At 36.2% G+C, this 17,891-nt stretch carries 22 protein-coding genes and 2 pseudogenes; 3 read left to right on the forward strand and 21 right to left on the reverse strand.

Annotation, left to right across the window (positions count from 1 at the left end):
• Nucleotides 1-220: 220 nt before the first annotated feature.
• Nucleotides 221-1,474, forward strand: coding sequence for a methionine adenosyltransferase (gene metK, locus MM213_RS11810; protein WP_241412523.1), 1,254 nt, complete (start codon nucleotides 221-223; stop codon nucleotides 1,472-1,474).
• Nucleotides 1,475-2,091: 617 nt separating this feature from the next.
• Here the strand turns inward: metK and MM213_RS11815 are convergent.
• From MM213_RS11815 to MM213_RS11870, 13 genes and pseudogenes are all read right to left on the reverse strand, one after another.
• Nucleotides 2,092-2,322, reverse strand: a complete 231-nt coding sequence (locus MM213_RS11815; protein ID WP_241273859.1) for a hypothetical protein — start codon at nucleotides 2,320-2,322, stop codon at nucleotides 2,092-2,094.
• 13 nt (nucleotides 2,323-2,335) lie between these two features.
• Complete coding sequence (locus MM213_RS20975) at nucleotides 2,336-2,692, reverse strand: RDD family protein (RefSeq protein ID WP_369413907.1); 357 nt, start codon at nucleotides 2,690-2,692, stop codon at nucleotides 2,336-2,338.
• A 280-nt stretch (nucleotides 2,693-2,972) separates the two neighbouring features.
• The gene (locus MM213_RS11820; RefSeq protein WP_241412525.1) at nucleotides 2,973-4,046 is read right to left on the reverse strand and encodes a serine hydrolase domain-containing protein; all 1,074 of its coding nucleotides are present in this window, start codon (nucleotides 4,044-4,046) and stop codon (nucleotides 2,973-2,975) included.
• Between the two features lie 88 nt (nucleotides 4,047-4,134).
• Complete coding sequence (locus MM213_RS11825) at nucleotides 4,135-4,671, reverse strand: YfiT family bacillithiol transferase (protein ID WP_241412527.1); 537 nt, start codon at nucleotides 4,669-4,671, stop codon at nucleotides 4,135-4,137.
• Nucleotides 4,637-4,900, reverse strand: coding sequence for a hypothetical protein (locus MM213_RS11830; protein WP_241412529.1), 264 nt, complete (start codon nucleotides 4,898-4,900; stop codon nucleotides 4,637-4,639). Before MM213_RS11830 ends, MM213_RS11825 begins: the two co-directional genes overlap by 35 nt.
• Nucleotides 4,901-5,065: 165 nt before the next feature.
• Complete coding sequence (locus MM213_RS11835; RefSeq protein WP_241412531.1) at nucleotides 5,066-5,443, reverse strand: nuclear transport factor 2 family protein; 378 nt, start codon at nucleotides 5,441-5,443, stop codon at nucleotides 5,066-5,068.
• 216 nt (nucleotides 5,444-5,659) lie between these two features.
• Nucleotides 5,660-6,127 (reverse strand): hypothetical protein, encoded by a 468-nt coding sequence (locus MM213_RS11840; RefSeq protein ID WP_241412532.1) that lies wholly within the window; start codon nucleotides 6,125-6,127, stop codon nucleotides 5,660-5,662.
• 53 nt (nucleotides 6,128-6,180) lie between these two features.
• Nucleotides 6,181-6,477: pseudogene (locus MM213_RS11845) on the reverse strand (Fic family protein); the annotation flags it as partial.
• Nucleotides 6,478-6,668: 191 nt separating this feature from the next.
• Entirely contained in the window at nucleotides 6,669-6,980 is a 312-nt protein-coding gene (locus MM213_RS11850; protein WP_241275415.1) for a helix-turn-helix domain-containing protein, read from the reverse strand.
• Nucleotides 6,981-7,005: 25 nt separating this feature from the next.
• Nucleotides 7,006-7,338, reverse strand: coding sequence for a type II toxin-antitoxin system RelE/ParE family toxin (locus tag MM213_RS11855; protein WP_188438939.1), 333 nt, complete (start codon nucleotides 7,336-7,338; stop codon nucleotides 7,006-7,008).
• A 245-nt stretch (nucleotides 7,339-7,583) separates the two neighbouring features.
• The gene (locus tag MM213_RS11860) at nucleotides 7,584-7,811 is read right to left on the reverse strand and encodes a Fic family protein (protein WP_241412536.1); all 228 of its coding nucleotides are present in this window, start codon (nucleotides 7,809-7,811) and stop codon (nucleotides 7,584-7,586) included.
• A gap of 8 nt (nucleotides 7,812-7,819) precedes the next feature.
• Nucleotides 7,820-8,188, reverse strand: a complete 369-nt coding sequence (locus MM213_RS11865) for a hypothetical protein (protein WP_241412537.1) — start codon at nucleotides 8,186-8,188, stop codon at nucleotides 7,820-7,822.
• Complete coding sequence (locus MM213_RS11870; RefSeq protein ID WP_241412539.1) at nucleotides 8,181-8,402, reverse strand: antitoxin VbhA family protein; 222 nt, start codon at nucleotides 8,400-8,402, stop codon at nucleotides 8,181-8,183. Before MM213_RS11870 ends, MM213_RS11865 begins: the two co-directional genes overlap by 8 nt.
• Before the next feature lie 194 nt (nucleotides 8,403-8,596).
• Here MM213_RS11870 and MM213_RS11875 point away from each other — a divergent pair, with 194 nt between their 5' ends.
• Nucleotides 8,597-8,812, forward strand: coding sequence for a hypothetical protein (locus tag MM213_RS11875; protein WP_241412541.1), 216 nt, complete (start codon nucleotides 8,597-8,599; stop codon nucleotides 8,810-8,812).
• A 376-nt stretch (nucleotides 8,813-9,188) separates the two neighbouring features.
• Here MM213_RS11875 and MM213_RS11880 read toward each other — a convergent pair whose 3' ends face one another.
• Nucleotides 9,189-9,794 (reverse strand): hypothetical protein, encoded by a 606-nt coding sequence (locus MM213_RS11880; protein ID WP_241412543.1) that lies wholly within the window; start codon nucleotides 9,792-9,794, stop codon nucleotides 9,189-9,191.
• A 168-nt stretch (nucleotides 9,795-9,962) separates the two neighbouring features.
• Here MM213_RS11880 and MM213_RS11885 point away from each other — a divergent pair, with 168 nt between their 5' ends.
• Nucleotides 9,963-10,178: a hypothetical protein gene (locus MM213_RS11885; RefSeq protein ID WP_241412545.1), complete on the forward strand. Its 216-nt coding sequence runs from the start codon at nucleotides 9,963-9,965 to the stop codon at nucleotides 10,176-10,178.
• A gap of 373 nt (nucleotides 10,179-10,551) precedes the next feature.
• On the opposite strand, the gene MM213_RS11890 is transcribed toward MM213_RS11885, so the two are convergent.
• The 7 genes and pseudogenes from MM213_RS11890 to MM213_RS11915 all read right to left on the reverse strand — a co-directional run.
• Nucleotides 10,552-11,826, reverse strand: a complete 1,275-nt coding sequence (locus MM213_RS11890) for a hypothetical protein (RefSeq protein ID WP_241412547.1) — start codon at nucleotides 11,824-11,826, stop codon at nucleotides 10,552-10,554.
• Between the two features lie 156 nt (nucleotides 11,827-11,982).
• Entirely contained in the window at nucleotides 11,983-12,750 is a 768-nt protein-coding gene (locus tag MM213_RS11895) for a hypothetical protein (RefSeq protein WP_241412549.1), read from the reverse strand.
• Between the two features lie 136 nt (nucleotides 12,751-12,886).
• The gene (ltrA, locus tag MM213_RS11900) at nucleotides 12,887-14,107 is read right to left on the reverse strand and encodes a group II intron reverse transcriptase/maturase (RefSeq protein ID WP_241412551.1); all 1,221 of its coding nucleotides are present in this window, start codon (nucleotides 14,105-14,107) and stop codon (nucleotides 12,887-12,889) included.
• Between the two features lie 602 nt (nucleotides 14,108-14,709).
• The gene (locus MM213_RS20885; protein WP_255806948.1) at nucleotides 14,710-14,844 is read right to left on the reverse strand and encodes a hypothetical protein; all 135 of its coding nucleotides are present in this window, start codon (nucleotides 14,842-14,844) and stop codon (nucleotides 14,710-14,712) included.
• Complete coding sequence (locus MM213_RS11905) at nucleotides 14,841-16,586, reverse strand: ATP-binding protein (protein WP_241412553.1); 1,746 nt, start codon at nucleotides 16,584-16,586, stop codon at nucleotides 14,841-14,843. Before MM213_RS11905 ends, MM213_RS20885 begins: the two co-directional genes overlap by 4 nt.
• 1 nt (nucleotide 16,587) lies before the next feature.
• Complete coding sequence (locus MM213_RS11910) at nucleotides 16,588-17,616, reverse strand: SIR2 family protein (protein WP_241412555.1); 1,029 nt, start codon at nucleotides 17,614-17,616, stop codon at nucleotides 16,588-16,590.
• A gap of 61 nt (nucleotides 17,617-17,677) precedes the next feature.
• A pseudogene (locus MM213_RS11915) lies at nucleotides 17,678-17,891 on the reverse strand (IS110 family transposase); the annotation flags it as partial.

A 17,891-nucleotide genomic window follows, 5' to 3' on the forward strand; every position in this document is an offset into this window, starting at 1 on the left:
GAACGTACTAGAATTTAATTTAAGTATTTGAGTATTCAGACCGGTAAGCATGTATGTTCATAATAGGATCAAATTTATACATAAAAAATCAATAGAAATAGAAAAAGTAACTTCCCCGGATAGCACATACTTGTAAGATCTAAAGAAATCCGGTTTTTTATTTCCCTTTGAAACCCTATTTTTACACACTATTTAGAAATTGTAAAAAAGTAATAACAATATGCCATATTTATTTACCTCAGAATCTGTATCTGAGGGACACCCTGATAAGATTTCTGATCAAATTTCAGATGCCTTGATTGATAATTTTTTAGCCTTTGACCCAAGATCGAAAGTTGCTTGTGAAACTTTAGTGACTACTGGTCAGGTGATTCTTGCCGGCGAGGTAAAATCAGAAACCTATCTTGATGTACAAAAAATAGCAAGAGATGTGATCAATAGAATTGGGTATACCAAAGGTGAATACATGTTTGACGGAAACTCATGTGGTGTATTGTCAGCAATTCACGAACAGTCTCCCGACATCAACCAAGGTGTGGATCGCCAAAGTCCGGAAGAGCAAGGTGCCGGAGATCAAGGGATGATGTTTGGCTATGCCACTAAGGAAACAGACAATTATATGCCATTGGCACTAGATCTATCACATAGGATTTTGAAGGAACTGGCGGAGTTGAGAAGAGAGTCCGATGCGATCAAATATCTGAGACCTGATTCAAAATCCCAAGTGACAATCGAATATTCTGATGACAATCAGCCCCAAAGAATCGATGCTATTGTGATTTCTACACAGCATGATGACTTTGGAGATGAACCTACGATGCTGGCCAAGATCAAAGAAGACTTGATAAATATTCTTATCCCAAGGGTAAAAGCGCAATTGAAGCCTGAGATTCAAGCTTTGTTTACAGATAAAATCACTTATCATATCAACCCTACGGGAAAATTTGTGATTGGTGGGCCACATGGAGATACCGGATTGACAGGGAGAAAAATCATCGTTGATACCTATGGTGGCAAAGGTGCGCATGGTGGAGGAGCTTTTTCAGGAAAAGATCCATCAAAAGTAGATAGATCAGCAGCTTACGCAACTAGACATATTGCCAAAAATATGGTGGCTGCGGGAATAGCTGATGAGATCCTTGTGCAGGTATCTTACGCTATTGGTGTAGCCAAACCAATGGGAATCTATATCAATACTTATGGTACTTCAAAAATAGGTCTGTCAGATGGTGAAATCGCCAAAAAAGTAGAAGAAATCTTCGATATGAGACCTTATGCCATCGAGCAAAGACTAAAATTGAGAAATCCTATTTACGAAGAGACTGCTGCATATGGGCACATGGGCAGGACTAATGAAGTGGTGAACAAAACATTCTACACACCTGACGGCAAATCCATCAACTTGGATGTAGAACTATTCACGTGGGAAAAATTGGATTTTGTAGATAAAATCAGGAAGTCATTTGACCTATAATAATTGATGATATATATGATTATCAATTACTTTGCACATAATAAAAGAAGCAAGGCATAATATAGCGGATATCATATTAAAAATTTAGACATAAAAAAAGCGACAAATTTGTCGCTTTTTTTATGTCTAAATCAAAGAAAACAGCTTTCGATGCTTAGTCCCTATTCTTTTTATCAGCCTGTTTGGCTTTTTTCTCGGCTCTCTTTTCCTTCAAATTCTTTTCAGGTTTTTTCTTGTCCGCTTTTTTGACCGTGTGTTCCTTTGCCATGATAAATATATTTGTAAGGAAGATACAGGTTTTATTTTAAGGATTTTTTCAAAATGGGATATATTTTTATGATTACCCACAATGACACAAGTAGGAGAGTATATCATTAATAATTATGCGAAACTTGTCAACAGTCGACAATCATCCGACCACAGCGGATTGATTTGAACTACATAAGTTATAATAAATGGTTACTGATATCAAAGCGGATAAAACCGGCGACGTCCGATAATCGAATGAGTTGAATTCAAGTTATGTACCATATTAACTGTGGATGCTGTTATAAAACCAGATAGTCAATAAAAAATAAAAGCTGCCTATTTCTAGACAGCTTTTATTTAGGTTGATGTTATTTCCCTTCTGGCTTGTAGATTGCTCCAGTCGCAAAATCTACAATTAAGCTAGGGGCAAATAATACGAGATCAGCGATAAGTGCACCTACTCTCACTTGCCTTTGAGGCTCGCCTGGTCCTGGCTTTGTTCTCTGATACTCTGTCACCGGTCCACCAAAAATGGTAGCACAACTTGACATAGATGCCATGATTAGGACAATAGATAATAGTTTGGCGATTTTTTTCATATGATATATTGGATTAAGATTTGATAAGTATTGTTTGTGATAGATGATCGTGAAGGCCTTTTTCAGAGATAAAATAGGTGATAAAGTAAAATGGTAAACCACGTAGCAGTGTTCTTATAATTATCTGGTGAAATTTCGGTCTTTCCAGAGAGTCTTTTTGTACTACTTTGGTCTTTGTAAGGATTTTGCCAATTGTCTTACCTACAAAAAACTCAGTGGCAAAATAATAAAGAAAGTAACAGGCTATCAATATGTTTTTTAGCATATTTTCTTCAATAACCTCTCTGAAAATCAAAAGAGTTATTAAAGAAAAAACAAAAAAAACTATTGTGTCCACTATAAAATTTGCTATTCTATATTTAAAATGCATTATAATTTAATTTACTACTAACATAATAATGATAAATTTAATGTGAAAGAATTAATGGTATTATTTTTACGGTGATTATGCTCAATGACATCATTCGATGAAACTCACAATAAAACCATGCGGATAATCTTCAAATGTCTACAGCTGATTGACATGTACTGAAAGATACGTAGATCGAGTATTCATCTGTATAGAATAATTTCATGATCCCGTGATGATCAGGCGGGTGATAATGGATTTTTCTCAAGAGCTGAATGTGCCCAAAGTCAATCTAAGTCTATTATAGATTTTGCCAAATGGACTTGAAGGCGCTTACATTGTGTTTAGTCAGATCTTCATTTGCCATAAAAATCTTTCCTTTCATGGTTTCTGGATCAAAAAACATAACCGAAGATACACCTGGGTCAGAACCTGTATGGCCTATAGAGCCGCTATTGGAGTAAATAATAAAAATACCACTGTTTGGCTCGCTTGGATCCATACCCTTGATAGGCTCGGCTTGTGAAAAGTTTTTGTCAAAAAACAACTTCCAAGAAGTCTCACTCAATAATTCAGAATCACCCTGATAACCTTTGATAATCGTTTGCAGCATCTTGCTCAAATCAACAATATTGGTTTTTAGTCCACCATCGGGATAAGTCGTAAGAGAATAAAAATCCATTGGTTTGTCTTTTTCATCATATAGAATGGAATATGCTCCCATTTGTATTTCTTTATAATGCCAATGTGTGTCCTCCATCATAAGGGGCTGGAAAATGTATGTTTCGGTAAATTGATCAAATGGCATTTTCGAAGCATTTTCGATCACATGAGCTGCAAGTGCTGCACCGAAATTCGAATAGCTATACGCTTTCCCTGGCTGATTTTTACCAAAGTTTTTCTTTGAATATCTTGTCCCTTCAGGCGTCAAATAAGATTTGAGAAATTCCCCCAATTGATAAGGTGGCTGTAAACCTTTTTTATAACCCTGTACATAATATCTTTCGTTGTCTGTAATTCCCGATGTATGGGTTCCCAAATGTCTTAAAGTGATTGGTTGACCATTCTTTAGGTTTGGATTAGCTATTTTGAAATTAAGGTACTCGTTGATGTCCGTATCTATGTTGATAAAGCCAAGGTCAACTGCTTTCATTATGGCCAAACCAATTACTACCTTACTTACCGATCCTATAGGCTGCATGGTGAGACTATCATATTTGACTTCTCTTATTTTGTCTTGAAAGCCATAAGTATTGATTTCAACTTTATTTTGGTCAACAATGCTTGTAGCATAGCCCGTAAATCCGGCGTCTTGTCCATACGAACAGTTCGAAATAAAAATTAAAGCTGTTAAAATAAATGTTATTTGTTTCATGTATGGTGTTTGGTATGGCTAATATCTCACTCTAGCTTTTCAACACAGGTTGACAAAAAGATCTCTGCCGATCTTTATGTTTTACGCTTTATTTCCAGTTATGCCTCTTTTTTGTTTCTGTGATATGAGCAAGATGATGATTGCAATGCCAAGCATAAACACCAATATTTTCGTCAATCCTAAACTTCCTTCCATGTTCCGGATGAATGAAAACTCGTGAGTGATGGTCTTCAGATAGGTTTTTCAACAAAAATGTCCATCTTTCGTGAATACCTTCTAGCATTTTTAATGATGAATTGATAGGCATATTTTTGGTGTCGTCAAGTTCTGCCCAGCGTTCTTCAAAGTAAGGTTTAATAGTTGGTTCTTCTTCCGTTAGCGCAAGTTTTAGCCGAACCAAGCTATTCATGTGACTGTCGGCACAATGGTGTATAACCTGCCTAATTGTCCAGCCATTTGGTCTGTATGGTGTATCAAGTTGTTCGTCAGTGAGGTCAGCAACTTCGCTGACTAGTCTCGCAGGAAATGTCGAAATATCACCAATCCATTTTTCTAAAATGGCGTGTGTAATTGTAGCAGGTTTGGCAAACTTACCAATTGGGAATTTTAAGTTTTCTAATTCCATATCCGTCATTTTTTTCCAGTCCTTTAATGATTTCCATTTTAGCCTTCCCTTTTGGTTCTGGAATATGGCTTTTTGTCAAAGTCAAACTGTCCCAAGGGTCAACATAAACTTTGGTGTACATGTATTTTCGTTCATTCAAAAACTCTGTGTCCAATTCCAGGTTTTCATTTATCCATCCTTGAATTTTGGAAATCTTTTTCTTATAACCTCTAATTTTTATATATCTCATTGTAATTCATGGGTGGCAAGGATTTTAACTTTGTCAGGTAGGATTTTTAGGGCTGAACTTAATAAGATACACAAAACTTGAATTTAGAACTTCCCTGTCATAAAAGCACGAAAACCTCGCTTTTGCAAAAACGGTTGTTAGCGGGTCGTTGTTTTTTCAATGCTGTCAACTTATGTCAGTTAATTTTATTATTTCATCTTCTGAGAATTCAAATATTGATGTTCCATTAAGTCTAATCTCCTGACCTTTTTTCATTCCATTCGGAAAATCAATCGCTAATACACCATAATATTCAATTTCAATCTGACTTTTTTCTCCTTTGTGTTTAATGGCCTTAACTATTTGTTGCCTTTCAGAAAAATACGTTTTTGCCAATTCTGCTTGTTTTTTAAACTCTTCAATTCCATTCAATGTCATTGAAGTTTCACCATTTTGTATGTTAGTAAAAATAATTTTATCAGAAAAGTTTGCTGTCATTTTTGGAACATCAAAGCTGTTGTACGCTTGAATGTAGGAAGATATTATTTTTTCTCTTTTGTCCATTTTGAAGTTGGTTTATCATTTAATGAATTAATTCCTTGTTCTTTCAATTTTTCAAGGTGTTCTTTCATTGTCTTTACTTGTTCTGCTTGGTGTCCTTGCTTTCAAATTCCAAACATATGTTAAGCCAATTACCGTCCCAATCACCTTCTTGGTTGTCGGGAAACTGGCAGTTAGTCATTTTTAATTCAACTATTTGACTGTCAACCCCTTAAAAAATCATTTTCTTGCTTGATTTTTATAACGTTCTACAAACTCTTTGGCATCTCGAATATTGTCAGGATAGGGAACCAAATTTTCATATTTAGTAAATCCGTTTATTGTCTTGGTAACGGTTTCGTAAATGTGTTGAAAATGAAAACCGTTGTCTATTAAAAACTTTACAGTCTCCCATTTTTTTTCTTCCGACTTTTTTGGCGGTCTGAACATATGAGGTAAAAGAGCCATTTGTTTTCCACAATCAGGACAATTAGCTTCCTTTCTGTCATTAAAGTCAGTTCCTTGGCTAAATGATTTTTTACAGTCTAAACAAACTACTTTATGTCCCATTTTCTCTGTTGTTGTGTTTTCTAAGCTGCCGACAACGGAAATCAGCTTGGAGACGGCGGGCCTGTCTGACTTCAGGCGGGCATTCGGGGCCGTTCTCTTCAGGCCTATTCCTAACTCCTTAAAGATACTGATTTCCATATTTACTCTGAACCGCCCGCTGGATCCTAGGTGATGTTATGGGCTTTTCTTTTTCATTTTTTTGAGACAATTAGTTCAAAAATCAATTCTTTCAATATTTCTAAATCACTCTCTATTGTTCCTTTCATATATCTTTCAAACACACTTTTATTGTCAGGAGCGTTTAGGTTCAGAATCAACCCTTTTTCCAAGGCCAATAACCTTAAAAACTCTCTTTGTGCACGTCCGTTACCTTCTCTAAAGGGATGAAAATAATTTACATTATCTAAAATTTCTGCCAACTTCTCTGCTAATTCTTTTCTTCTGTTCTTTCGAATTCTCTTGTAGTCAGCCATCAAAGAATTAATATAGTTACTGGCATTATATTCTTAGGTTCTTCTTTTTTAGAATAGTGCAAAACGTGAATCAGCTTGGAGACGTGGGACATTTCGAAGCGATTAGCTATCGGCCTTAGATAATGTTACTTCGAGGAACAAACCCTTCGGATTCCACTTACCGCCCCATGTTATCTTAGGTGCTGTTGCCAGTATTGGCTTTATTTTCACGCTACATTGAATTCCAATTCGTTCATTTCTACACTGAACTTAACGTTAGCTTTTAATGCTTTAAAGACTTTCAAAATCGTTTCGATGGTAACATTTTTTGTACTCCGTTCTAATTTCGAAATCTGGGATTTTTGGACACCTATAAGTTCTCCAAGTTGTTCTTGGGTCAAATTCCTTTCTTTCCGCACGGATTTTATCATTTCTCCAAGTAATTCCATTCGCAGGTCAAATTCGTATTTGTCCCTTTCTGGAGTTCCTATTTCCCCTATATCCCTGTCTTTGAGCTGGTCAAGGGTCATCATTTTCATTTTTTTATTTTTTGTTTCCATAGTTTTATTGTTCAAAGTATTCTTTTCTAATCCTTTCCGCTTTTTCGATATCTGCTTTCGGAACTTTATCAACTTTTTTCACAATTCCATGTGTTGAAATGACAAGTGTTTCAGACTTGTCAGTTTTGTCCCAAAATGCGAAAAGTCGATATTGCAGTCCGCTATATTTTGTCCTGAACTCCCAAATTTCATCAGTCAGTTTTTTGAACAGTTTCGGGTCAAGTCCAAGTTTGGCCTTGTCAACGTTGTAGTATATTTTTTGTCTTGTTTTCAAATCCAACTTTTCTAAAAACTCGAGAGCTTGTTCAAGAAAAATGACGTCAAAATATTTATCCATTCAGTTTTTTAAATCATAATACAGAACAAAGATAATAAAAAGTTGAATTATATGGAAACATTTTGTGGTTTGTTCACATTACTGGCAATCGGAAATCAGCTTGGAGACGGCGGGCCTGTCTGACTTCAGGCGGGCATTCGGGGCCGTTCTCTTCAGGCCTATTCCTAACTCCTTAAAGATACTGATTTCCATGGTTACTCGGAGTCGCCCGCTGGATCCTAGGTAATGTTATGGGCTTTTCTTTTTCATTTTTTTGAGACAATTAGTTCAAAAATCAATTCTTTCAATATTTCTAAATCACTCTCTATTGTTCCTTTCATATATCTTTCAAACACACTTTTATTGTCAGGAGGGTTTAGGTTCAGAATCAACCCTTTTTCCAAGGCCAATAACCTTAAAAACTCTCTTTGTGCACGTCCGTTACCTTCTCTAAAGGGATGAAAACAATTTACATTATCTAAAATTTCTGCCAACTTCTCTGCTATTCTTTTCTTCTGTTCTTTCGAATTTTCTTGTAGTCAGCCATCAAAGAATTAATATAGTTACTGGCATTATCAAAATGGGTGGTGGGAAAAAATTGTTTTCCATCTTTACTTATTTCCACAACCCTCTTTTTGCCAGCCCAGACATATATGTCTTGAAACAAATGCTTGTGAATATCAAAAAGGTTTTCAATTCCTTTAATCTTAATGGGATTGTTGTAAAGTTCCTGAAGTCGTTTTGTCACAGCTCCACTTTCAACAAAAAGTAATACATCTGGGTCTGTAATTCCCGGAATATTTTTTAAAATTCCTGTTTTTGGGTCTACATAAGTATAATCAAAGTCTATGTACTTATAGGAATCAGACATAAGCCCTTTCTTCCGCAAACTTCACTAATTCACCCAATGAAATTTTTCCTGATACATAATCCCTGATTATTTCAACCCCTTTGGGCGTAGGTTTAAAACCCTCAAACATATTACTTCCCAAAGCATTTGCCGTGCTTTCTAATGTCTTTAAATCTGAAAATTTCACTCCCATTATCGTCAGGTTATTCCTATCAATTTCGATTGTAGCAAACATATGTTTTGATTTTAAACCTTTTACGAATTTACAAAATTTCCGTCATTATATTCTTAGGTTCTTCTTTTTTAGAATAGTGCAAAACGGCAGACTGTGAAAAAAATCTCTGCTATTTCTTAGTTCAACGGTTTTTCAATTCTTCTAAAATTAGTAAATTTAATGGTAGTTAGTCGTAAGAATATCAGCTTATTTCCATGAACCACATCCTAGGAATAGACCGATTTCAAGTGACCTTCTCCAGCTTGGAAGATGCTATTCCCAAAGAAAACGCCGTCAGAGTAATTGATGCCTTTATCGATAAGCATGACCTGAATCTCCTTGGATTTATTTCCAAACCTACCGGTGAAGCACCGACCAAAAAGCATACACACTTGCGTGTAGATGCAGTTGAACTGACACCATACTACTGAGCATTTTACCAAATTCCGCATATTTTTAGCCATATCAAAATCTTCCAAACCAAACCCTGATCCTTCTTGATCTTCTTTAAGGATCTAAAAAATCAATGGTTGGGTCCAAGACATCTCTAAAGCAGAATACCCCAATTTTGGGTAGGGGTTTTTATGCCTATTCCACAGGGATTGGTAAAATAATAGTAGAAATCGTAACTAATGAAAAATAATTAAACCCATTAAAAGAGTACCAATACACCTAGCAAATACTTCATCCTACGGATGTCAGTCAACAGCCACTAGCAAAAAGCCCTGATAGATTTTTTTCCTATCAGGGCTTTTTAAAGGGCTTTTCTATAGTGGGCTTAATGTTAGTGCCAGTTGCTTTTATAGTCTACCATTCAACTGCTCCCCAAGTTCCAGGTTCGTGATAGTAATCTGAATTTAATATAAATAATGAAGATTTAGGTTTTAACTCAAATGTGAAATCTTGCCATGTAATTGGTCTTCCGTTTACTCTTTCTTTTTCTGCTTTGTAGTAATATAGTGTCGTTATCAATAATGCTCCAACTGCGTTAAATGCATTTTTTAAATTTGCATCACCAAGGTTTTGAGTTCTGTCATGTTTTATATTGTTATTTGCTCGCCACCAGTCAGGATTATTGTCACCGAGATTCCAATTTTCCCAAGGTTCACTTGACATGCCAAATCTAGGAATATATGCTCTTTCACGTGTTAAGTCAATTAGACTTGTTTTTATAATTGTTTTGTAATGATTAATATTTTCAGCTGTTTGATTTGGGTCTAAAAGATTACATAGTTTCTTCATTATACCATCAATTTCTTGAGAACTTGCCATAATAATTCTAGCAAGTTCAATAGAAAATGTGCTGTTGTTTGCTTCAGCAAATTCAATGTATCGAGAAATCTTTTCAAAGTCACTCTCGATAGCTAAATAATAGTTCCAATGTATGTTACTTTCTTGGTAATGAATTTCCATATTGTTAATTTTAGAAATGATTTTAATTTTGTGTATTGTGTTCTGCAATTGGCACTAACGGCAGACTGTGAAAAAAGTCTCTGCTATTTCTTAGTTCATCGGTTTTTCAATTCCTCTAAAATTAGTTATTTTAATGGTAGTTAGTTGCAAGAATATCAGCTTATTTCCATGAACCACATCCTAGGAATAGATCGATTTCAAGTGACCTTCTCCAGCTTAGAAGATGCCATTCCCAAAGAAAATGCCGTCAGAGTAATTGATGCCTTTATCGATAAGCATGACCTGAATCTCCTTGGATTTATTTCCAAATCTGCCGATGAAGCACAGACCAAAAAGCATACACACTTGTGTGTAGGTGCTGTTGAACTGACACCATACTACTGAGCATTTTACCTAAATTCTGCATATTTTTAGTAATATCAAAACCTTTCAAACCAAATCCAGCCCCTTCCTGACATGGATTCAGGATCTAAGAACACAATGGTTGGGTCCAAGACATCTCTAAAGCAGAATACCCCAATTTATGGAGGGGCCTCTATGCCTATTCCCCAGGGATTGGTAAAATAATAGTAGAAATCGCAACTAATGAAAAATAGTTAAACCCATAAAAAGAGTACTAATACACCTAGCAAACACTTCACCCTCCAGTTGTCAGTCAACAGCCACTAGCAAAAAGCCCTGATAGATTTTTTTCCTATCAGGGCTTTTTTTAAGGGCTTTTCTCTAGTGGGCTAAATGTTACCTGTCGTTTTTCTTTTCAATCCGCTAGTTTTCTTGTTTCTAAGTCACAGTCAAACTTTATTTCTTGTCTGATTTTGTCGTTTATTACCTTGTTCTCAATTAGAATTTCAACAATTCCGTTGCGGTGAATTGCACAATTCATTTTGTTATATAAGACTTCAAGTGGCTCTTTACACTCTTTTGTCTTATTGGCTTTGAAAATGTCTGAATAAATCCCTGCTAACTGCTCTATTTTGTGTTCACTTTTTGTCTTATTTGCAATTTCGCTTAATAGTTTGAAATCGCCACTTTTGTAATTAGAAACCAAAATTTCTAAATAGTCAATCGGATTTTTTGAGTTCTGTATTTTGTCGATAGCAAAGGTTCTAATGTCTTTGCTTTTCAAATGTTTTAATGCGTTGATTGCATATTCAACAATTCTGTTTTTGCTTGTCCGCTTTTGATTGGTAAAGTTTAAAATTATTTGACTGTCGTAAGGAAATTTATAAAAATCAAAAATATCTAACAATCTTTCAATATTTGATTTATCTGTTTCGCTAATGAGTTGTTTGGCAACTATATTTATTTCTTCGTCTGTTAAGTTTCTTTTTCGTCTGAAAGAGATATATGGTTTACTGTTCAGTACTTCGTCAATAATGTCTTTGTGTTTTGTTGGTTTTGTTTTGTGCTTTTCTTGACTTGCTTTTGTTAGTTTTATATTGTCAAGATAAATGCGAATGAACTTGTTCGTCCTGGCTTTCTTTTTAAGTTCTTCGTAAACTTTTATGCTTTCGTTTTCTTCCTGAAAACGTTTAATTATCCAATCATCTTGCCAATCATCAGGATTTTGTTCAATGTATTTTCCAAACTTTTCAGCAACGTAAAACAATCCATTCAGTCCGTCAAGTTCTAATATTTCATAAGCACCAACCCAATCCGAACCTTCAATCGGATTACTTAAAAATCTGTCGTAAATAGCTTGTTTTAACTCGGCATCGTTTTGTTGAGCGTAAAGTTTTGCAAGTGCAAATAAATGTGTCAAATTCCAAGTGTTGTCTTGTTCAGTTGCCAAACCTTGTAAAACAGCTTTGCGAATTTTGTCTTGACACTTTGAAATAGAAATTATATCAAAAATATATCTTGCTCTGTCGCCTTCACTTTGTCCGTCATAAGCATAAATATTCAATGCACCCTTAATAATGTGGTTTGAAAAGTCAATTTTTGGATTGTCTCTCACTAAAAGATACGCTTCACCTGTCCCACGTTTTAGTGAGTTAAAAAATTGTCTTTTTATGATTGCAGTGTCGTTCATTAAAATGGGTGTCAACAGGATTCAGCTTCGCGAAGGCAGGGATTTTAATCACTTAACTTCCTACGAAGAACTGAACTTCAAATATAGCACTTTCCTGTCCTACGAAGCACGAAAACCCTGCTTGTATGTATTTGCTGTTATGCTTTCGCCCTTTTATCATTTGTTGTTACAATTAAGTTCAAAAGTTTTAAATCCAATTTGCTTGTCTTCTTCTTGTCCCCAAAAAAATTTTATTTTGTAACCAAATTTATCATACTCAAACCCATACCATTCTAAGCATTTCCCTTTATTGTCCTTTCTAATATAATGAGTTAGATTTTTATTGTCGTCATAAACTCTTTCTTCTGTCTTAACTGTCGAACCATTTAGAATAAATTTCCAAATCTCCTTTTGTCCTTGGTATTCGTAAATGTGTTTTTCTTTCTCTTTCCCATTTTCGTCTGTTATTAATTTCTCTACGAGTCGGTTTGTTTGGTCAAACTTTTTTAAATGAATTTCATAGAGTTTGTTGTCACTATTAAACCTTTGTTCAGAGCCGTCAAGTAAGTTTTCAATTGTCTTGTGAACAACATTTCCGTTTTCATCCTTAGTAAGCCAAAATTTTAAATTTTGATTGGGTTCATTTACTATTTCTTTCCAATCCCAAATTAGTCCTTTAGCGGTTATTTCTATGGCTTTAATTTGGTTGTTGTTTTTGTCATAACCGTACTCAAAACTAACTTGAAGTTCGTCATTGTCTGAATATTCAAAAGTCCGAATGCAGTTTCCTTTAAAATCATATTCAAATACCTTGTAAAAGTTGCGGTTTCCATTTTCGTCCTTGTAATCTTGTCTAATAATTTGACCTTGGTCATTATATACAAATTCTTCAATCGAAATTACCTTACCGTTTTTGTCCTTTGATATTTCAGATTTTAATTTCAATAGAGTCGTCTTTTAGGGGTGAGGCATAATCGGGTCAGGCGAGGGAATTGCACCCTCACCTTCCCACAGAACCGTGCGTGAGACTCTCACCTCACACGGCTCTTCATGTTTATAAATCGCTTCGGTTCTAATTTACCTAAGGTTGAACCAATTTCCAATGTTCAAATAGGTTTGGGGTAGACTTGTATTGTTGCTTTAGCCATCTGACTGCCGCCCATTTGTATAGTCCCTTCTCCCATTTTACCCACTTGAGCAAGCGGTGGTTGAGTTGGTTCCATACTTCACGTATGGATTCTCCTCTAAGCTTATGATAGTAATTGAGCAGTCCCCTGATGACAGGATTCAAACGATTGGCCACATCCTTTATAGGCTTACGCCATTTGTGGATTTGCATTTCCCTGAATTTGCCGAGTATTGCAGTTCTGGACTTGATACTCACGAATGTCCCAGGTAGCAACATCCCTTTCCCTTTGATGGTCTGCATCGATGCTTTGATCGTGAATCCAAGAAAATCATACTTTCTGGGATACTTAGTCTCTGACCAGCCACGTAGGTTAACAATCTTGGTTTTCTCAGGGTGCAATTCTAGAAAGCAGGACTTCATCCGTTGACGGATCTGTCTTAACATATATTGTGCTTGCTTTTCTGTTTTGCAGTGTACCACCACATCGTCTGCATACCGTTCAAATGGTTTCTCTTGATGGTATTTCCGCATCCATTCATCAAAAGCTACATGTAGATAGAGATTCGCAAGTAATGGACTAACTACGCCTCCTTGGGGTGTCCCTGCTTTTGTCTCCTCGAAACCCTCCTCTGCCATGATGCCTGCCTTTAACCATCTAGAGACGTATAGGGCTATCCATTCATCCTTACAATAATGTCTCAATGCTTTCATCATCAGGTCATGATTGATATTGTCGAAGAACCCTTTAATATCAAGGTCTACTACAAAGTCATGCCCAAAACAGTTTCGCTCTGATTGTTTCACTGCTTGGTGAGCATTACGATTCGGTCTATAGCCAAATGAACTCTCATGGAACAGTGGCTCGAGTTTTCTCTCCAAATGCGCTCTTACTACTTGCTGTGCAATACGATCGAGAAGTGTGGGTACGCCTAAGTTACGAACGCCTCCATCCTTCTTGGGTATCTTCACCTGCTTGACAGGCATAGGAAAATAGCTCCCTGAGGTTAGTCTGTTCCATAGTTTATACAGATGTGAAGATAGATTACTATCTAACTCCTCCCAATCCATACGGTCTATGCCTGCGCTGCCTTTGTTGGATTTTACCTTCTTATACGCCTGCCATACCATCAACTTGGTAATTGGTTGCGATTTTGTTTCATAGTAGTCTGTCATCCCAAATAAACTGGTTGTAAACTGGTTTGAAACTAAACATGTCCAGCTCTTCGCTCATACCCATTACAGGTATTTCGTAACTACTACAACTGGATCTGCCCCCTATGCTTCACCCAACCACAGGTGCTGGTTTACTCTCTCGATTTGACCTGACAGCATAGAGTTCACTTGTTCCCCCGAAATAATCGGGGCAGGCATTGAAATGGCCTGTATTGCGTTTCCCGATACTCGGGACAAGCTCTGCCAGCTTAACCCCGGATGCGATGTGGCCAGTATATCCGATCGTCCGCCACACTTTGTCATAGGTACAAACGTAACTACCTATTTTTCACATCGTAATTTGCCTTATCGAGGCTTCGTCACTGGTTCTCCGCCGCGGCGGATCAGCTCCATCAGTACTCACCTACAGGGATCAATGTCCCCGTTTTTCCTTACCGCTCACCACATATTGGTTTCCCAGATATGCAGCGTAAGGTAGTTTGATAGCTGTTTCGGTAAACCGCCATCGGAGGGCCTCTCTATTGGTTACCCAATAGTCCTCCATCCATTTCAAAGCATTCGACCTACTTTTAAGTTCGATTCAAGTCACACACGGTTCTCAGCTATACGCAGGCAGGGATTTTAACCACTGAACTTCCTACGAAGAACTGAACTTTAAATTCACCACTTTCTTGTCCTACGAAGCACGAAACCCCTGCTTGCGTATAGGTGATGTTATGCCTTCGTGCTTCTTTCACGATTTTGATTGTTTTCTTAATCCACTCACTGCTGTCGCTATATCTTGTTTCGATGTGTCAGCACTCCATTCTTTCCAAAATTTCACAGTTGCACTTTCAGGTTTGATTATTGGTTCATCAATTATAATTCTTGTAGGAAGTAACGATGCATCACCAACTACTAAAGCTTCTCCAATATCTAGAATAGGAAGTACGTCTGTCAGTCCAGATAAATTGTCAGGAAGCAATCGTTTAATTACAGCTTGGTCTTCTGCATTTGATAATCTTAATGCAATAAAGTTATTACATTGACTTAGAACTGTTCTATTTACTTCTGCTGGTCTTTGGCTGATTACTGTCAGGCTAACTCCGTATTTTCTTCCTTCTTTTGCAATTCTTTCAAAACTTTTCAAACCTAATTCAGCGGCTGCATCTTGATTTGTTCTTTCAGGAATATAAAGGTGAGCTTCATCACAAAGCAAAGCAATTGGATGTTGGTTTTCCCTTACAGTCCATTGTTGAACTGTAAAAACTAGCCTAGCTACTAAACCAATAACTAACGGAAGTACATCAGATGGAACTTCTGAAAAATCAATAACTTTTACACCTGCTTTTTTTGGGTTTGAAGATGTTCCCAACATTAGTCTTTCACAAAGTTTATTCAACCAATTGATGTCTAGTTCATCATCAGAAATTTGAAAAAGGAAGCCAAGTCGCTTATCCTGAGTTTTTGCTTCAAGTCTTTGAACAAATCTTGTCAGTTTTCCGAAAAATGGGCCTTGCTTTTCTGTTCTTGCTCCTTCAACCATTTGTAGGTCTAGTTCTGCAAGTTCCTTTAGAATATTATCAATTTTGTATGGAATAGGACTATCTATAGTGATGCTACTTTTGAAAGTCGTATCTCCAATTTCATCCAAATATTTCATTTTTTCTGCAAACACTGTTTTGGAAAACAGCATAGCTTGATTGGGTGCGTTGCTATCACTTCTGTCCAGAAGCATTGCAAGCATTTCTTCATAAGTTAGAAGCCAATAAGGCAACATTAAAACATCATTCTCTAAATTCCCTGTTTTGCCCAAATCGGAAGGATTTGCAACACGTAAGTGTTGCAAACCATCCATTTTAAAATCTTTACCACTGTATTCTCCGTGAATGTCAAATAATATACAATTAGCCATTGGAAGCTGTGCAATTTGCTCTATTAGTTTTGCAACACACCAAGATTTTCCAGAACCTGTACTTCCAACTATTACTGCATGTCGTTGAAATAATTTATCACCGTCTAAAAATGCTTGTGCTTGTTCATCAATTGAGTATTTTCCAACGGTCAAAGGCACTTTATAATTCTCATGACTTGATATTGTAGTCATGAATTTTGTTATGTTTTCGCCATCAATTGGGAAACATTGTGCTTCAATTTCAGGAACTGTATCAAGATTGCGTTTAAAAACGTTTTCTTTAAGTCCATGCCTATCAAGTAAAGTTCCAATAAGATTTACTTTGAGAATATTCTCTGTAAAAAGAAATCCACTTAGCCCTAAATCACTTTCAACTGGATTTTCTTCATCTGATGCCTTACGAGTTATTCTGTTTATTAACCCAATTAAATGTTGTCCAGCCTTTGCACTTCTAATTGCTACAAGTTGGTTTACATGAAGCTTTCTGAGTTTCTCCAACTCTTGAACTTTGATAATAACTGTTGCAGTATCAACACTGAAAACTGTTCCGATTGCCTGACTGTCGTCAAAATTAAATATTGCCATTCTAGTTTTTTATTAGTTTGAGGTATTCAGAAAGTGCCCAATAGTTAACATCAGGAATTATTAATTCTCCAGCAAATGAAGATGAATAAACTCGAGTATCTTTCCCATTGGCTTCTTCTATCAAAATGAACTGTTTACAGCCTGCATCAATTATTGATTGCTTTGTTTTCGGTGTTAGTTCTTTAGTGATTACAATTATGGGTTTGCCACTTTTAATTTGTGCTATTAATTTGGGTTGAACATGAATGTCATTAAAGCCGTAACCAATGCAGAGAAAAGAAGTAGCCTTTTCAATTTCGTTATCAGCTTCAGTGAATATTGTCCTGAATGGTTCCAATTGTGTTTCATAATATTTGGATAGCCCTGGAGTTACAATTAATGGTTTATGATTTACCGGAATTGTTGAACGATAAGGTAATTGCCTATCCATTTCTTCATGTGACTTAAACCAATCCAATGAACCATGCACTTTCCAAATATTCACTTGCCCTTTAAAACCACTTAATTTTGTTAAGTCTTGTTGATGTATGCTTTTTGAAAAATGACCTACAAAATTTTGAGAAAATCCAGTACAGATAAAAGCATTAGAAAAGCTTGCTGCATATTCTGCAAGTCTGTCATAATTGGTAGTAACAATTGATACTTTTCTTTGTGCGGATTTTAAAAGATGCGTTGTCAATTCTGCTAATGGAAATTCCAACTTTTCTTCGAGTAGATTTTCAAACGCTTCAATGTCATGTTTATTTACAAGTGTCCAAGTTTCAAAAATCACTTTTTCTAATACTGTTGGTCTTAATTGTATTTGCAGTAATGTTGTTTCTAAGTCATTTACCTTGTCAAGTATTGATTTGAACTCTTCGAATTGGGCAATGTCGTCAGGTTCTGAAAATGATATGTTATTTTTCAAATGCTCTCCAAGTATCCACATGGATGGAAGTCGAAACGGAACAGATGCTCCACTTCCGAGAATTATTAATGGAACTCGATTTGTCCATTCTTGTATCAATTTTAGTAAAGCATCAATTTCCATTCTAGTCGTTTTGTTTGTGTCGGTGTCTTTTTAGCATTCTGACTAACGTAAACAAAATCCCTCAATTTGAGCTGATTTCGAGGCCTAAATCCTCATTAGTCAGACCGAATTTATCGATTTGTTTTTTTATTCTCTTAACTAAGCCCAACTTTCTTTTTTGATCCAAGAAAAGATAGCCTTCGGGATTTTCATATGGAATTCCTTTTACGACCATATTCCAAATGATGACTGCAAGCTTTCTTGCTGTGGCGCTGATGGCAGAAACTCTGCCTTTT

Source organism: Belliella alkalica (assembly GCF_022549785.1).
Taxonomy (GTDB): Bacteria; Bacteroidota; Bacteroidia; order Cytophagales; family Cyclobacteriaceae; genus Belliella; species Belliella alkalica.

Coding starts and splice junctions, on each gene's coding strand:
- MM213_RS11910 (WP_241412555.1), bottom strand. CDS start 17,616: ATGGAAATTGATGCTTTACTAAAATTGATACAAGAATGGACAAATCGA.
- MM213_RS11820 (WP_241412525.1), bottom strand. CDS start 4,046: ATGAAACAAATAACATTTATTTTAACAGCTTTAATTTTTATTTCGAAC.
- MM213_RS11880 (WP_241412543.1), bottom strand. CDS start 9,794: ATGGAAATTCATTACCAAGAAAGTAACATACATTGGAACTATTATTTA.
- ltrA (WP_241412551.1), bottom strand. CDS start 14,107: ATGACAGACTACTATGAAACAAAATCGCAACCAATTACCAAGTTGATG.
- MM213_RS11840 (WP_241412532.1), bottom strand. CDS start 6,127: ATGGAAATCAGTATCTTTAAGGAGTTAGGAATAGGCCTGAAGAGAACG.
- MM213_RS11865 (WP_241412537.1), bottom strand. CDS start 8,188: ATGTCTGATTCCTATAAGTACATAGACTTTGATTATACTTATGTAGAC.
- MM213_RS11875 (WP_241412541.1), top strand. CDS start 8,597: ATGAACCACATCCTAGGAATAGACCGATTTCAAGTGACCTTCTCCAGC.
- MM213_RS11870 (WP_241412539.1), bottom strand. CDS start 8,402: ATGTTTGCTACAATCGAAATTGATAGGAATAACCTGACGATAATGGGA.
- MM213_RS11815 (WP_241273859.1), bottom strand. CDS start 2,322: ATGAAAAAAATCGCCAAACTATTATCTATTGTCCTAATCATGGCATCT.
- MM213_RS11890 (WP_241412547.1), bottom strand. CDS start 11,826: ATGAACGACACTGCAATCATAAAAAGACAATTTTTTAACTCACTAAAA.
- metK (WP_241412523.1), top strand. CDS start 221: ATGCCATATTTATTTACCTCAGAATCTGTATCTGAGGGACACCCTGAT.
- MM213_RS11855 (WP_188438939.1), bottom strand. CDS start 7,338: ATGGATAAATATTTTGACGTCATTTTTCTTGAACAAGCTCTCGAGTTT.
- MM213_RS11850 (WP_241275415.1), bottom strand. CDS start 6,980: ATGAAAATGATGACCCTTGACCAGCTCAAAGACAGGGATATAGGGGAA.
- MM213_RS11835 (WP_241412531.1), bottom strand. CDS start 5,443: ATGGACAAAAGAGAAAAAATAATATCTTCCTACATTCAAGCGTACAAC.
- MM213_RS11885 (WP_241412545.1), top strand. CDS start 9,963: ATGAACCACATCCTAGGAATAGATCGATTTCAAGTGACCTTCTCCAGC.
- MM213_RS11830 (WP_241412529.1), bottom strand. CDS start 4,900: ATGAGATATATAAAAATTAGAGGTTATAAGAAAAAGATTTCCAAAATT.
- MM213_RS11905 (WP_241412553.1), bottom strand. CDS start 16,586: ATGGCAATATTTAATTTTGACGACAGTCAGGCAATCGGAACAGTTTTC.
- MM213_RS20975 (WP_369413907.1), bottom strand. CDS start 2,692: ATGCATTTTAAATATAGAATAGCAAATTTTATAGTGGACACAATAGTT.
- MM213_RS11825 (WP_241412527.1), bottom strand. CDS start 4,671: ATGGAATTAGAAAACTTAAAATTCCCAATTGGTAAGTTTGCCAAACCT.